Genomic DNA, 13,003 nt, shown 5'->3' with positions numbered 1-13,003 from the left:
TCCCCTCAAGGAATAGTTGTCTTCTTTCTATCGTACTTGTGGCTTATTTGGCGCCTTCGAGCGCCTTCGCTGCCAGTTCTACGAATCCGTTGACGTGGATGGATACCCCGGAGATGGCATCGGTTTTGCCGTCTTCACCCGTTACGATGGCCTGCGGATCTTGCTTTTCGATCAAATACTGCTCGGCTTGATAAGCCTGCTCGTGCCATTCGGATTGAGCCCCGCCGTTCTTCATGCCGTACTCGCCCGATTTGGAACGGGTGACTTTGTCGGTGCCTCCGTCTTTATGAACGCCGTTCCAGCTGACTGCGGCGATTTTCCCGTTAATTACGGTAACGTCGACGGTTTCCTTCCAGCCGGATTTGGCATCGAAGTCAGCCGCTTCCGCGTGGTAGCTGCCGTCTTTGTATGGTCCTGCTTCAACAGGTCCCGCGGCCAGTGCTTTTGCTGCCAGTTCCGTAAAACCGTTGACATGGATCGACACCCCGGATACGGCATCCGTTCGGCCTTCGTCGTTCAAGGCGAGCCCTTCAACCGACTGCTGAGCCACCAGGTATTCCTCCATCTTGGCTGCCTGCTCATGCCATTCCGCTTGAGCGCCGCCTTTTTCCTTCATGCCGTAGAAGCCTTTTTCGGAAAATGTCTTTTTGTCCAACCCGCCGTCCTTATGAAGACCGTTCCAATTGGCGCTGACGATTTTACCGCCTTCGACTTTAATCGCGACGAGTTCCTTCCAGCCGGAATCCTCGGCAAATTCGCCTTCGGCGTAATATAAGCCGTCCTGCAGGGCCGTTCCTTCTTGGGCCGGTTGCTCCGCGTTTCCGGCATTATCCGTGTTTTGGCTCTCTGCCGGTTTGTCCGTGGTGACAGGCTCTTTGTCTCCGTTGCCTCCGCAGCCTACGAGCAGCGCGAACATCAACATGACGGAGAGGGATAGAGAGAGTGTCCTTTTCATTCTGGTTTCCTCCTATAATTTTGTGAATTACTTCACAAATATTGTTCTTGAGTTCATTGTATTCTGAAAAAGAATAGTTATCGGTGAAAAAAATCACAAACTGACGCGGTGCTTCATGTCCAGGCGAGCATGCTGAATTTCAGGAAGTTGAGCATCCGTCAAATAATGCCTCGAATGTCATCCAGGGATTGAATGCCCTCGTTCTCCATCAGTTGAATCAGTTCTTCAGCCAGGGTATCTCCCGCACGGAGGTTGATGAAGTTGTACGTACCGATTTGTACGGCTGCGGCGCCTGCCATGATGAATTCGAGGATATCCTCGGCACTGCAGATGCCGCCGATTCCCACCACCGGGATGGACACCGACCGGGCCACCTGATGGACCATCCGCAGGGCGATCGGCTTAATCGCCGGCCCGGATAATCCGGCGTAGGCTCTGTCAAAAACGCTGCGACGTTCCCGAATATCAATTGCCATCGCTTGAATCGTATTGATTAGCGAGAGGCCGTCGGCCCCTTCGGCTTCACACATCCGTGCCATTTCCCTCAAATCCTTCGCCCCGGGAGAGAGCTTGACGAGCAAAGGCAGCGTGGTGGCGTTGCGGACTGCGCGAACCACCTCTCGAGCCTGCTCATTCTCGATGCCGAAGGCAAGCCCGCCTTCCTTGATGTTGGGACAGGAGATGTTAAGCTCGATCATGTCGACGGCCCGTTTGCCGGCTGAGCGCAGCTTGCGGCCGGCTTCGGTAAGCAGCTCGGCGCCCTCCGCATATTCCCGTACAGTGCCGCCGCCGAGATTGACGATGACCGCTGTCCCGTGCGAAGTCATGTCGGATAATTCGTGCTCCAGAAAAGCCCGGATTCCCGGATTCTCCAGGCCGATGCTGTTCATGATGCACGATGGCGTTTCATAGATCCGCGTACCCGTATTGCCTAGCCGCGGGGTCAGGGTCAATCCCTTGGAGACAATGCCACCGAGCTTGCGAAGCGGATACAGATCCGCATACGGTTTGCCGAAACCGAAAGTGCCCGAGGCTGCTAATATCGGATTCGACAGCGGCACTCCCGCCAGTTCACAATCGATGGAGATCATTCCAGTTCACCTCCTTCGCCAGAAATACGGGGCCGTCGGTGCACGCCTTGCGGTTCGAACCCGCGGCAGTTAACGTGCAGCTGTTGCATGCCCCGATGCCGCAGCCCATTCGCTTCTCGATGGAAACGTGGAGCTTGGCGTTTGTACCTTCGGCTTTTTGCGCCAAGCTGTGCATCATCCCAACCGGGCCGCAGGCAAATATCGTGTCATAGCGGCTCGGGTCCACTGCATCGACGATGGTGCCGCCGGACTTCACCGTGACATCCCGGCTGATTTCGTGGAATCCGTTGACTCCGAAGGGAACGCCGGCGTATCCCAGATACACGCTGGCTTCGGGAATTTCCTTAGCTGCGAGCAGCAGCGGAGCCACTCCGATACCGCCTCCCACCAATGCCGTCCGTCCTTGGGGTTTAGGAAACCCTTGCCCGAAAGGCCCTTCCAGCTGTATTTTGTCACCCGCTTGAAGCGCCGACAGCAGCCACGTACCGGTTCCCTGCACGCGATATAAGAAGGAAACGGAATCCTCCGTCAGGTTATGAACGCTGATCGGCCGTGACAGCACGGGGTAGGCATCCCAGCAGCGAAGCATGAAGAACTGTCCCATTCGTGCCGAATAGCTGCCTTGAACGGTAAGTCGATAGATGCGATGGGCCAGTCTGACATTTTGAATAACAAGGGCCACGTTCTCATTCTCCTCCCTTGGCGTACTTTTTCCGCCCGCTATGTTCCTTGCTACAGTATCACAGACAGATAAGGCTACCTGTGACATTTCTCATATTCGGGCGTTGCCGAGGCTTGATACTTTTTGTATACATAACGCTTGGCGAGAAAAGGGTGGGGATCATACATGAAAACACTAGTGATCGTTGCACATCCGGGTCTGCATGAGGGATCACGGATCAATCGCGAGCTAACCGAAACGGTGGGACATCATCCTGAGGTGACGTTGCATGACCTGTATCAGCGGTATCCGGATGGCATCATCGACATCGCGGCCGAACAGCAATTGCTGCTTCGGCATGACCGCATCGTGTTTCAATTCCCTTTCTGGTGGTACAGCTCGCCGCCTCTTCTGAAGCATTGGTTCGACGAGGTGCTGACCTTCGGATGGGCTTATGGCCCGGGCGGCGACAAGCTCCGGGGGAAAGAGTGGGGCGTGGCCGTGACGACCGGCGGAGCAGCGGAAGCCTATGGCAACGCAGGATATAACCGATACACGGTGGAAGAGCTCACCCGGCCTTTTGAAGTGGCGGCCAGTCTGGTAGGGGCGGTCTACTTGCCGGTATTTACCGTGCATAATGCCATGCAGCTGACAGATGAAGAGCTGCGGCGTCATGCGGAGGATTTTGCGCTGCACGTGACAGGCGCGGTGAGGGCCGGATAATAAGTGGGGCTGAGTATCATTTTTCGATTCGGAAACGAAGGATACGGTTTTACAAAATGAAAAAAGCGAGATCAGGGATCTCGCTTTTTTTCGTATATATTGAGCTTCATAATCAGTTCGGTGGCGTATAAGCTACACCTTCTCCAACGTACCGGCCGAAATCTCTTCAATATAGTGGCAGGCCGCCTGATGGCCTCTCTGCTCTTCGACTTCCCGAAGTAACGGCGCCTCGGATCGGCAGCGATCCGTGGCATACATGCAGCGGGTATGAAACCGGCAGCCGGAAGGCGGGTTGATCGGGGACGGAACATCCCCCTTGAGAATGATGCGTTCCTTCTTGCGGTCGGGATCCATTGTGGGGATGGCCGATAACAGAGCACGGGTGTAGGGATGCTGCGGGCGCCGGAAGAGGGAGTGTTTATCCGCGATTTCCACGATCGTCCCCAGATACATCACGATAATTCGGTCCGAAATATGTCGGACGACCCCAAGATCATGAGAGATGAACAGATAGGTCAGCTTGAATTCGGTTTGCAGCGATTTCATCAGATTGAGTACCTGTGCCTGGATGGACACGTCGAGCGCGGAGACCGCTTCATCACTGATGATCAGCTTAGGGTTCACGGACAAGGCACGGGCGATCCCGATTCGCTGCCTTTGTCCGCCACTGAATTCATGAGGGTACCGATTGGCTTGATAGGCGGCCAGGCCGACCGTTTCCAAAAGCTCAATGGCACGGGACCGACGATCCTTCTTTGGCACGACATTTTGGATGTCCATCGCTTCTTCGAGTACTTGGAGGGCTGTTTTTCTAGGATTAAGCGAAGCGTAGGGGTCCTGAAAAATCATCTGCAGGTCTTTACGCCTTCGGGTCATCTGCGCTTTGTTCAGGGTGAGCAGATCGGTTCCCTCGAACAGCACCTCGCCGGAGGTCGGTTCGTCCAGTCTCAGAATAGCCCGGCCCGTGGTTGATTTACCGCAGCCGGATTCGCCCACGATACTGACGGTTTCCCCCTCGTGCACAGAGAACGAAATGTCATCCACGGCTTTGACGACGTTGACGGTACGGCCCAGGATGCCGCCTTTGATCGGAAAATACTGCTTGAGGTTATTGACGGTTAACAGCTCTTTGCTCATGACAGTACGTTCACCTCGCTTTCCGGTTCCCACTGATCGGTGTATTTCCAGCACCTGACTTGTTGGTTATCATCCAGTACCTGAAGCTCCGGCAGTTTGTCGTAACACAGCTTGGCTGCATGGGGGCAGCGTGGGGCGAAGCGGCAGCCTTCCTGCGGATCATAGGGGCTCGGAACCGAGCCCTTAATCGGCTCGAGCGTTTCCTTATCGATATCATGCCGCGGCAGCGAGTTCATTAGGCCGATGGTGTAGGGGTGCTTCGGATGCTTGAACAGGGTCCGCACATCGGAATATTCCACCACCTTTCCGCAGTACATGACCGCCACGTCATCGCAGGTTTCCGCGACGATGCCCAGGTCATGGGTGATAAAAATAATCGACATCTGCAGCTTTCGCTGCAGCTCCTTCATCAGCTCCAAAATTTGAGCCTGAATGGTCACATCGAGCGCCGTGGTCGGCTCGTCTGCAATGAGCAGATCCGGATTGCATGCCAGCGCCATGGCAATCATGACACGTTGGCGCATACCCCCGGACAGCTGAAAAGGGTACTGCCGGACTCTTTTTTCCGGGGAGGGGATGCCGACCAGCCTCAACATCTCGACGGCTTTGTCCATGGCTTGTTTTTTACTCAGACTTTCATGGATTTGATAGGCCTCCGCGATCTGGTCGCCTACGGTGAAGACCGGATTGAGCGAAGTCATCGGCTCCTGGAAGATCATCGAGATTTGATTGCCCCGGATTTTCCGCATCTGCCGGTCCGATTGTTTGAGCAGATTCTCGCCGTTATACAGGATTTCGCCTCCGACGATTTGCCCCGGATCAAAGATCAGCCGCAGGATGGACAGGGACAGTATGCTTTTTCCTGAACCGGATTCGCCCACGATCCCGAGCGTCCTCCCCTTGCGTACGGTTAGGCTGATATCATCCACGGCTTTCACTTCGCCCAGTTCGGTAAAAAAAGAAGTGCGCAGGTTCTTGATCGTCAGCAGATTTGATGCGTGCTCTTCCATCTGTCGTAGCTCCCTTCGCTTTCAATTGGTCTGACTGTATTTGCGATTATGAGGACTATGGTTTTGCTATTACTTGATTTTCTGCTTTTGTGTGCATGGACTTGAAATGAGCTCAGTTGGCCACATTAGCGTAGTTGAGGACTCTGGTTCCGCTATTTCATTAAATTCCGCCTTTTAGCAGCAGGCTGAGGACACCAGATCCGTTATTGCGAGATATTTCAGGATTAGTCGGTGACTTCGGGCGCATTAACGGATCGTGTGTCCGCATGGACTCGAAAATAGGTCGATTATCGGCAAATAGCGGATCGTGTGTCCGGACGGGCTCCCCAAATGGCTCGATTAGCAGATCGTAAGTGCGCACGGGCTACCCAACGGCTCAATTACAGTAATTAGTGGGTTGAATGTCCGCATGAATTCGAAAAATAGGTCGGTTATCAGCATATAGCGGATGGTGTGTCCGGATGGGCTCTCCAAACGGATCAATTACAGTGATTAGTGGGTTGAATGTTCCGCAGTGGCCCGTAGCTTCTGTAATCTCGGGTGTGCATGGACTTAAAATGAACTCAGTTGGCCCATTAGCGTAGTTGAGGACTCTGGTTCCGCTATTACTTGATTTTTCGCCTATAAGCAGCAGGTTGAGGACACCAGATCCGCTATTGCGAGATATTCCGGGATTAATCCGTGATCTTGGGTACATTAACGGATCGTGTGTCCGCGTGGATTCGAAAATAGGTGGATTATCGGCAAATAGCGGATCGTGTGTCCGGACGGGCTCCCCAAACGGCTGGATTAGCAGATCGTAAGTGCGCACGGGCTACCCAACGGCTCAATTACAGTAATTAGTGGGTTGAATGTCCGCAGTGGCCCATAACAACTTCAGTAAATCTCGGTTGTACATGGACTTAAAATGAGCTCAGTTGGCCGCATTAGCGTAGTTGAGGACTCTGGTTCCGCTATTACTTGATTTTCTGCCTTTTAGCAGCAGGTTGGGGACACCAGATCCGTTATTGCGAGATATTTCAGGATTAATCGGTGACTTCGGGCGCATTAACGGATCGTGTGTCCGCATGGATTCGAAAAATAGGTCGGTTATCGGCAAATAGCGGATCGTGTGTCCGGACGGGCTCCCCAAACGGCTGGATTACAGTAATTTAGTGGGTTGAATGTCCGCAGTGGCCCGTAGCTTCTGTAATCTCGGGTATGCATGGACTTAAAACGGCTCAGTTGGCCGCATTAGCGTAGTTGAGGACTCTGGTTCCGCTATTTCATTAAATTCCGCCTTTTAGCAGCAGGCTGAGGAAACCAGATCCGCTAATGCGAGATATTTCATGATTAATCCGGGATTTCAGGCGTATTAACGGATCGTGTGTCCGCGTGGACTCGAAAATAGGTCGATTATCGGCAAATAGCGGATCGTGTGTCCGGACGGGCTCCCCAAACAGCTCGATTACAGTAATCAGCGGGTTAGATGTCCGCATAGCCTCGAAATTGTACCAATTATCGTCAAATAGCGGATCGTGTGTCCGGACGGGCTCCCCAAATGCTCGATTACAGTAATCAGCGTTTATAATATAAGTCCGCAATGGGCCCCAAACAGCTCGATGTTCGGCAGATAGTGAATCCCGCCGTGTCTGCCTACACTCAACCCGCGATCGACGAAAAATCGCCAATCAATCGAAATCAATGCGCTTGTTGAAGTACCGGTAGGAGATGTCCACGAGCAGATTCACGAGTACAAACATGATCGAGAGCACAAGCACGGTTGCCTGTACGACCGGGAAATCCCGCGCCCGGATCGAGTCGATAACGTACCGTCCCATGCCGTTCACGGCAAATACGGACTCGGTCAGCACCGCCCCGCCCAGCAGGCCTCCGAATTCCAGGCCGATGACGGTAATGACGGGAATCATGGCATTTTTCAAGGCATGCCGGTAGATGATGACGCGCTCCCGGACGCCCTTCGCCTGGGCGGTACGGATGTAGTCCTGGCCGATGACCTCCAGCATGCTGGACCGGGTCATTCGGGCAATAATCGCGGCGCCCCCGGTCCCGAGCGTGATCACGGGCAGGACGGTTTGCGACCACGTGCCCCAGCCGGAGGGACGGAACCAGCCCAGATCCACGGCAAAATATTGGATCAGCATGAGCCCCAGCCAGAAATTCGGCATCGACAGCCCGAACAGGGCGATGAACATGACGCCGATATCGGCGGGGGAGCTTTTTTTGACGGCGGAGATGATGCCGGCCAGAATGCCGAGAAATACGGCCAGGATCGTTGAGTACACGGCAAGCTCAACGGTGATCCAGAACCGGCTTTTGAAAATTTCATCGGCGATGGGGCGGCTGCTGCGGATCGAATCTCCCAAATCCCCCTGAAGCAAGCCGCTGACGTAGTTCCAATACTGAAGCGGCAGCGGATCGTTCAATCCGAGGTTCTCGCGGATCTTCTCGACCTGCTCCTTGGGCGCCCCTTCCCCGATAATGACCTGCGCCGCATCTCCCGGAATGAGGTGCATCAGCAGGAAGACAACGATGGTCACGCCAATGACGACAGGTATCGTTTGAATCAGCCTTCGAATGGAATAGATGAGCATGGCCCGGCAGCTCCCTTCATTATTTTTTCATTTTCGGGTCAAGGACATCCCGCAAGCCGTCACCCAGCAGATTAAATGCGATGACAACGAACACGATCGACAAGCCGGGAAACAGGGCCACATGAGGGTGGTCCATGATATAGTTGCGCCCATCATTCAGCATGGCTCCCCACTCCGGCGTGGGCGGCTGCGCGCCAAGACCAAGGAAGGACAGGCCGCTGGCGGTCAGGATCGCTACCGCAATCCGCAGCGTCGCCTGCACGATGATAGGGGATGTGATATTCGGCAAAATATGCCCGAAGATGATTCGGCCGTCGCTGGCGCCCAACGAACGCATGGCATCAACATATTCGAGCTTGCGGACGGCCAGCGTGGAGCCCCGAACGACTCTGGCAAAGGTAGGGATCGAAAAAATACTGACGGCAATGATCACGTTGAACAGGTTTTTTCCAAGGACACTGACAACCGCCAATGCCAACAGAATGCCGGGAAACGCCAGCATGACATCGGTCACTCTCATAATGAGCGCATCCCATTTACCTCCGTAATAGCCCGAGATGATTCCGAGCACGACACCAAAGGCTGCACCGATGATCACCGAGATAAAGCCGACCGAGAGCGTGAGACGCATGCCATGAATAATCCGCGTGAAAATATCTCGACCGTTGTGATCCGTACCAAACCAATGGTCGGCGGACGGCTTCAGCAGTTTCGTAGAATAATCCACTTTGGTCGGATCATACTGGGTGAGCAGGGGGCCGAAAATCGCGATAAGGATCATCAGCAGGAGAAAATAGCCCCCGAATAAGGCCGCTTTGTTCTTCTTCAGACGGTGGTAGAAAGATTTCCATTGTACAAGGCGGGTTCCACTAGGGAGCGATTCTGGTGTTCTGGCATCAGCGGTCATGTTAGGCACGTGAAATCATCCTTTCTCCAAGTATGGATGTCAGAATTGGTGTCGTATAAACGTGAGGTAAATCTGGCTTCTTCTGGTATAAATATCAAATAGTAAAATATATGTTAACTGTGTATAAAATATTTTCCTATTTTGATTGAGAAGGGGGAGTTTGTTTCACATGACAGGTAATAGAAGATTCAAATGGCTTGTCTGCATTCTGGTCATGCTTACCGTACTGCTGTCGGCGTGCGGCAGTCCAAGCAAGAGCAGTAACCCGGAAACGCCGCCAAGCGGCACCAATACGCCGGCACCTGAACCGGGGGCTAAAGATCCTCCCGAAGGAACAACCGACACCGGTGCGAATGAGCTTGTGATTGCCTGGCTTTCTGATCCGCCATCCATGGACCCTCATATGTCGACGGACCAGCAAACGAGCGTAATGACAACGCATATTTATAACACGTTGGTGATTCATGATAAGGATCTGAATATTCAACCGGGGCTCGCCGAGAGCTGGAAGGCAATCGATGAATTGACCTGGGAATTCAAGCTGAGACAAGGCGTGAAGTTTACGGACGGCTCTCCATTCAATGCAGAGGTGGTCAAAGCCAACATCGACCGTATGCAGGATCCGGAGGTTGCTTCTCCGCGCGCTTCGCTTGTGGGCATGATTAAAGAGGTTAAAGTCGTTGACGAATATACGGTACAGCTCGTGACCGAGTATGCTTTCTCGCCGCTGCTTGCCCATCTGGCCCACTCTGCGGTCAGCATGGTTAGTGCGGAAGCCATCAAGCTGGATTACGAGAAGCTGAAGGCAGGCGAGAAGGCAGGCGCTTATCTGGCGCAGAACCCTGTTGGCACGGGCGTATTCAAACTAGAGAGCTGGAACCCGGGACAGGAAGTGAAGCTGGTGGCGAACGCCGATTATTGGGGAGATAAAGCGAAGGTTGAACGGGTCACGTTCAAGGTGGTGAGCGAAGAGGGAACGCGGATCGCGGAGCTGGAAACCGGTTATGCGCATATTATCGACCCGGTGTCGCCGAGCAGCATCAGCCGTATCGAGAGCACGGACGGCATGTCCTTGAACCGCCAGGCTTCGCTCAGCTTGTCTTATATCGGATTTAATAACAACAAGGAGCCGTTTAACGATGTGCGGGTGCGGCAAGCCTTGTCGATGGCCATCAATAAGGATGAAATCATCTCGGGCATCTACGAAGGCACGGGCATTCCTGCCGTCGGTCCGCTGGCACCGGACGTGAACGGCTATGATGCTACCGTTAAGCCGATCGAACATAACATCGACAAAGCGAAAGAGCTGTTGAAAGAGGCCGGATACGAGGGTGGCTTCTCAACGACCATCTGGACCAATGACAACCCGGAACGAATTAAGATCGCCGAGTACGTACAATCCAAGTTGAAGGAATTGAACGTCGAAGTCAAAATCGAAGTGGTCGAGTGGGGTGCGTATTTGGCCCAAACTGCAGAAGGCAAGCACGACATGTTTGTTCTCGGCTGGTCCACGGTAACGGCCGATGCCGACTATGGCATGTATGAGTTATTCCATTCCAAGAATGTAGGGGAGCCGGGCAACCGTACCTTCACGAAGGATCCGGAACTGGATAAACTGCTGGATGCCGGGCGTAAAGAGAACGATCCGGAGCAACGCAAGCTCATCTATAAACAGGCGCAGGAGAAGCTGGTTGAGTTAGCGCCGATGCTGTATATCCATCATCAGGAGTATTTAAACGGAGTCAGCAGCAAGGTGGAAGGCTTCTGGCGGCATCCGAACGGCATCATGCAGCTGCACCAAGTGTCCATTCAGCCATAAGGATGTCCTGAAAGCTTTATAGCTTTGAATCGTCATGATATAAAGAGGATTTACAGCAAGAGGCTCCTATCCGGGGGCCTCTTTTTTGATGTTGTTCGGTGCTGGGACAGGAGATAGGGTTAACCAGCCAATGGTTCATGATCATCCTCGTCGGGCATCCGGATAGATCATACGGCTTGCGAGAAAGGAGAGGAGTTGATGTGCTGTCTTGTTTTTTGATGTCAAAAGCATGTTGAAAAAATATTATATACGTTGACACGTATATACGCATTAGTGTATATTATAGCCATGAATACTTCAGCTATGCAATTAACCCTCTTCACGATCTCGGAGCCGAACCGCTTCAACATTGTTGAACTCTTAAAGCAAGGGTCGAGATCGGTCAGCGACATCGTAGAGACTTTGGGAATCGGCCAGCCTCAAGTATCCCGCCATCTGCGGATACTGAACGAGGCCGGGCTCGTGAAAGTCCGCAAGAACGCACAGCAGCGCATTTATAGTCTCGAAGCCCAGCCGTTCCAGGAGCTGGACGTCTGGCTCGATTCGTTCAGCCGATTGTGGGAGGAGCGACTCGACAAGTTCGAGGACTATATGAGCGACTTTAACGGAGAGGAGAGTTAAGCCAATTCTTTTACTAGCTCCACAGGAAGATGCGGCTCTGCACGCAGAGCCGATTTCACAGATAGGAGGAATTCACATGGGCAGGAAGACCATCATCACGAAAGACCGGGAGCAGCGGAAGCTGACCGTGGAGCGTGTCGTATCGATACCTCTGAAGCTGTCCTGGCAGGGATGGACTAAGCCGGAACACATCGAACGCTGGTGGGGACCAAAAAACTGGAATGCCACGGTATATGAGATGGATGTCAGACCGGGCGGCGTATGGCGCTACAGACTGGCTCCCGATGCGACGGGAGAAGGGAAAGAAGCCTTCTGCAAGGCGACTTACTCCGAAGTGGCGGAGTTATCGAAGCTCGTCTATACGGATACATTTACCGATCAGGATTGGAACCCCGTTGCAGGCAGCGACATGTTGACCTCGGTTACATTCGAAGCAGTCAAGGATGGGACCCGATTAAGCATCATCACTCATTTTGCGAGCGAAGAGCAGCTTGAGGCTGCTGAAGGCATGGGAATGGTGGAAGGATACGCGGATACGCTGGAACGGTTTGAGAACGAAATAAGTTTGTACATAAAGGACAATAAAAGGAGAGATGATCATGAATTACGTGATGTCTAATGACGGTACCCGTATTTTTTATGAAAAGAAAGGGACTGGTCCGGCTGTCATTCTTGTAGCTGCGGCAGCTTCGGATCACAACGATACAACGCGTCTTGGAGAGTTTCTGTCTGAACAGTTCACCGTCTACAATTATGATCGGCGAGGACGGGGCAGCAGTACGGATGCGGCTCCGTATGCCGTTGAACGTGAGGTCGAAGATATCGATGCCCTTATTCAGGAGGCGGGCGACAGCGCGTATGTATTCGGAAGTTCCTCGGGCGCTGTTCTGGCCCTGGATGCGGCGAGCAGACTTGGCCGCAGTAAAGTTAGTAAACTGTTTCTATACGAGCCGCCGTTTATCATTGACGACAGCCGTGCATCCGTACCGGCGGAATACGTGCAGCGTTTGAATGCGCTGATGGCAGGAAATCGGCGCAGCGAAGCCGTAGAATATTTCATGACAGCCGCGCTGGGGATCCCAGCGGAATATGTAGAATTCATGAAGGCAGATCCTTCTTGGCAGGTCATGGAGGGCATGGCGCATACATTGGCCTATGACGGCATGATTATGGGGAGCACGCAATCCGGTCAACCGCTGCCGACGGATCGCTGGGATGTCGATGTCCCGGTTATGGTGATGACGGGCGAGAACAGCGGAGCCATGTTCCATGGGGCCGCGAGCGCATTGGTCGACTTGCTCCCTCAGTGCGAGCACCGAATGCTGCCTGGTCAGGATCATTCTGCCGTCGTGATGGCGCCGGAAGTGCTGGCTCCGGAGGTGTCGGATTTTCTGTTGCCTTCGGCAAATCAAATTCCGGGATAAGCGTGCTTGGCTCATCAAGAAACCGTGACCCTTAGGGCCACGGTTTTTTTGTTTCCTGTTC

The 13,003-nt window shown here is 53.4% G+C and carries 12 protein-coding genes; 5 read left to right on the top strand and 7 right to left on the bottom strand.

All coding sequences use genetic code 11. The features are described 5' to 3' along the window. Nucleotides 1-43: 43 nt before the first annotated feature. The 3 genes from JNUCC32_RS23090 to JNUCC32_RS23080 form a co-directional block, all read right to left on the bottom strand. Nucleotides 44-955 (bottom strand): FMN-binding protein, encoded by a 912-nt coding sequence (locus tag JNUCC32_RS23090; RefSeq protein WP_012818625.1) that lies wholly within the window; start codon nt 953-955, stop codon nt 44-46. A gap of 158 nt (nt 956-1,113) precedes the next feature. Next, entirely contained in the window at nt 1,114-2,046 is a 933-nt protein-coding gene (locus JNUCC32_RS23085) for a dihydroorotate dehydrogenase (protein WP_192569966.1), read from the bottom strand. Continuing rightward, complete coding sequence (locus JNUCC32_RS23080) at nt 2,027-2,728, bottom strand: dihydroorotate dehydrogenase electron transfer subunit (protein WP_192569965.1); 702 nt, start codon at nt 2,726-2,728, stop codon at nt 2,027-2,029. The genes JNUCC32_RS23085 and JNUCC32_RS23080 overlap by 20 nt, the downstream gene beginning before the upstream one ends. A gap of 165 nt (nt 2,729-2,893) precedes the next feature. Here JNUCC32_RS23080 and JNUCC32_RS23075 point away from each other — a divergent pair, with 165 nt between their 5' ends. Then, complete coding sequence (locus tag JNUCC32_RS23075) at nt 2,894-3,430, top strand: NAD(P)H-dependent oxidoreductase (RefSeq protein ID WP_192569964.1); 537 nt, start codon at nt 2,894-2,896, stop codon at nt 3,428-3,430. 132 nt (nt 3,431-3,562) lie between these two features. Here the strand turns inward: JNUCC32_RS23075 and JNUCC32_RS23070 are convergent, their stop codons facing one another. The 4 genes from JNUCC32_RS23070 to nikC form a co-directional block, all read right to left on the bottom strand. Then, nucleotides 3,563-4,567 (bottom strand): ABC transporter ATP-binding protein, encoded by a 1,005-nt coding sequence (locus JNUCC32_RS23070; RefSeq protein ID WP_192569963.1) that lies wholly within the window; start codon nt 4,565-4,567, stop codon nt 3,563-3,565. Next, the gene (locus JNUCC32_RS23065) at nt 4,564-5,577 is read right to left on the bottom strand and encodes an ABC transporter ATP-binding protein (RefSeq protein WP_192569962.1); all 1,014 of its coding nucleotides are present in this window, start codon (nt 5,575-5,577) and stop codon (nt 4,564-4,566) included. The genes JNUCC32_RS23070 and JNUCC32_RS23065 overlap by 4 nt, the downstream gene beginning before the upstream one ends. 1,670 nt (nt 5,578-7,247) lie before the next feature. Beyond that, entirely contained in the window at nt 7,248-8,171 is a 924-nt protein-coding gene (locus JNUCC32_RS23060) for an ABC transporter permease (protein WP_012818632.1), read from the bottom strand. A 19-nt stretch (nt 8,172-8,190) separates the two neighbouring features. After that, nucleotides 8,191-9,087: a nickel transporter permease gene (gene nikC, locus JNUCC32_RS23055; RefSeq protein ID WP_096774799.1), complete on the bottom strand. Its 897-nt coding sequence runs from the start codon at nt 9,085-9,087 to the stop codon at nt 8,191-8,193. A 160-nt stretch (nt 9,088-9,247) separates the two neighbouring features. On the opposite strand from nikC, the gene JNUCC32_RS23050 reads away from it, so the two are divergent. The 4 genes from JNUCC32_RS23050 to JNUCC32_RS23035 all read left to right on the top strand — a co-directional run bounded on the left by JNUCC32_RS23050 (nt 9,248) and on the right by JNUCC32_RS23035 (nt 12,942). Then, nucleotides 9,248-10,897: a glutathione ABC transporter substrate-binding protein gene (locus JNUCC32_RS23050; protein ID WP_096774798.1), complete on the top strand. Its 1,650-nt coding sequence runs from the start codon at nt 9,248-9,250 to the stop codon at nt 10,895-10,897. 288 nt (nt 10,898-11,185) lie between these two features. Beyond that, a complete protein-coding gene (locus JNUCC32_RS23045) occupies nt 11,186-11,518 on the top strand; it encodes an ArsR/SmtB family transcription factor (RefSeq protein WP_228468806.1) in 333 nt (110 codons plus the stop codon). 76 nt (nt 11,519-11,594) lie between these two features. Continuing rightward, the gene (locus JNUCC32_RS23040) at nt 11,595-12,137 is read left to right on the top strand and encodes an SRPBCC family protein (protein WP_192569961.1); all 543 of its coding nucleotides are present in this window, start codon (nt 11,595-11,597) and stop codon (nt 12,135-12,137) included. After that, the gene (locus JNUCC32_RS23035; protein ID WP_192569960.1) at nt 12,118-12,942 is read left to right on the top strand and encodes an alpha/beta fold hydrolase; all 825 of its coding nucleotides are present in this window, start codon (nt 12,118-12,120) and stop codon (nt 12,940-12,942) included. The genes JNUCC32_RS23040 and JNUCC32_RS23035 overlap by 20 nt, the downstream gene beginning before the upstream one ends. Nucleotides 12,943-13,003 lie beyond the last annotated feature (61 nt).

It is taken from the genome of Paenibacillus sp. JNUCC32 (assembly GCF_014863545.1).
Taxonomy (GTDB): domain Bacteria; phylum Bacillota; class Bacilli; order Paenibacillales; family Paenibacillaceae; genus Paenibacillus_AQ; species Paenibacillus_AQ lautus_A.
The sequence above is the reverse complement of the archived record's forward strand: the minus strand, read 5'-3'. Positions and strand labels throughout refer to the sequence as shown.

Coding starts and splice junctions, on each gene's coding strand:
- JNUCC32_RS23090 (WP_012818625.1), bottom strand. CDS start 955: ATGAAAAGGACACTCTCTCTATCCCTCTCCGTCATGTTGATGTTCGCG.
- JNUCC32_RS23085 (WP_192569966.1), bottom strand. CDS start 2,046: ATGATCTCCATCGATTGTGAACTGGCGGGAGTGCCGCTGTCGAATCCG.
- JNUCC32_RS23075 (WP_192569964.1), top strand. CDS start 2,894: ATGAAAACACTAGTGATCGTTGCACATCCGGGTCTGCATGAGGGATCA.
- JNUCC32_RS23070 (WP_192569963.1), bottom strand. CDS start 4,567: ATGAGCAAAGAGCTGTTAACCGTCAATAACCTCAAGCAGTATTTTCCG.
- JNUCC32_RS23065 (WP_192569962.1), bottom strand. CDS start 5,577: ATGGAAGAGCACGCATCAAATCTGCTGACGATCAAGAACCTGCGCACT.
- JNUCC32_RS23060 (WP_012818632.1), bottom strand. CDS start 8,171: ATGCTCATCTATTCCATTCGAAGGCTGATTCAAACGATACCTGTCGTC.
- JNUCC32_RS23050 (WP_096774798.1), top strand. CDS start 9,248: ATGACAGGTAATAGAAGATTCAAATGGCTTGTCTGCATTCTGGTCATG.
- JNUCC32_RS23045 (WP_228468806.1), top strand. CDS start 11,186: ATGAATACTTCAGCTATGCAATTAACCCTCTTCACGATCTCGGAGCCG.
- JNUCC32_RS23040 (WP_192569961.1), top strand. CDS start 11,595: ATGGGCAGGAAGACCATCATCACGAAAGACCGGGAGCAGCGGAAGCTG.
- JNUCC32_RS23035 (WP_192569960.1), top strand. CDS start 12,118: ATGAATTACGTGATGTCTAATGACGGTACCCGTATTTTTTATGAAAAG.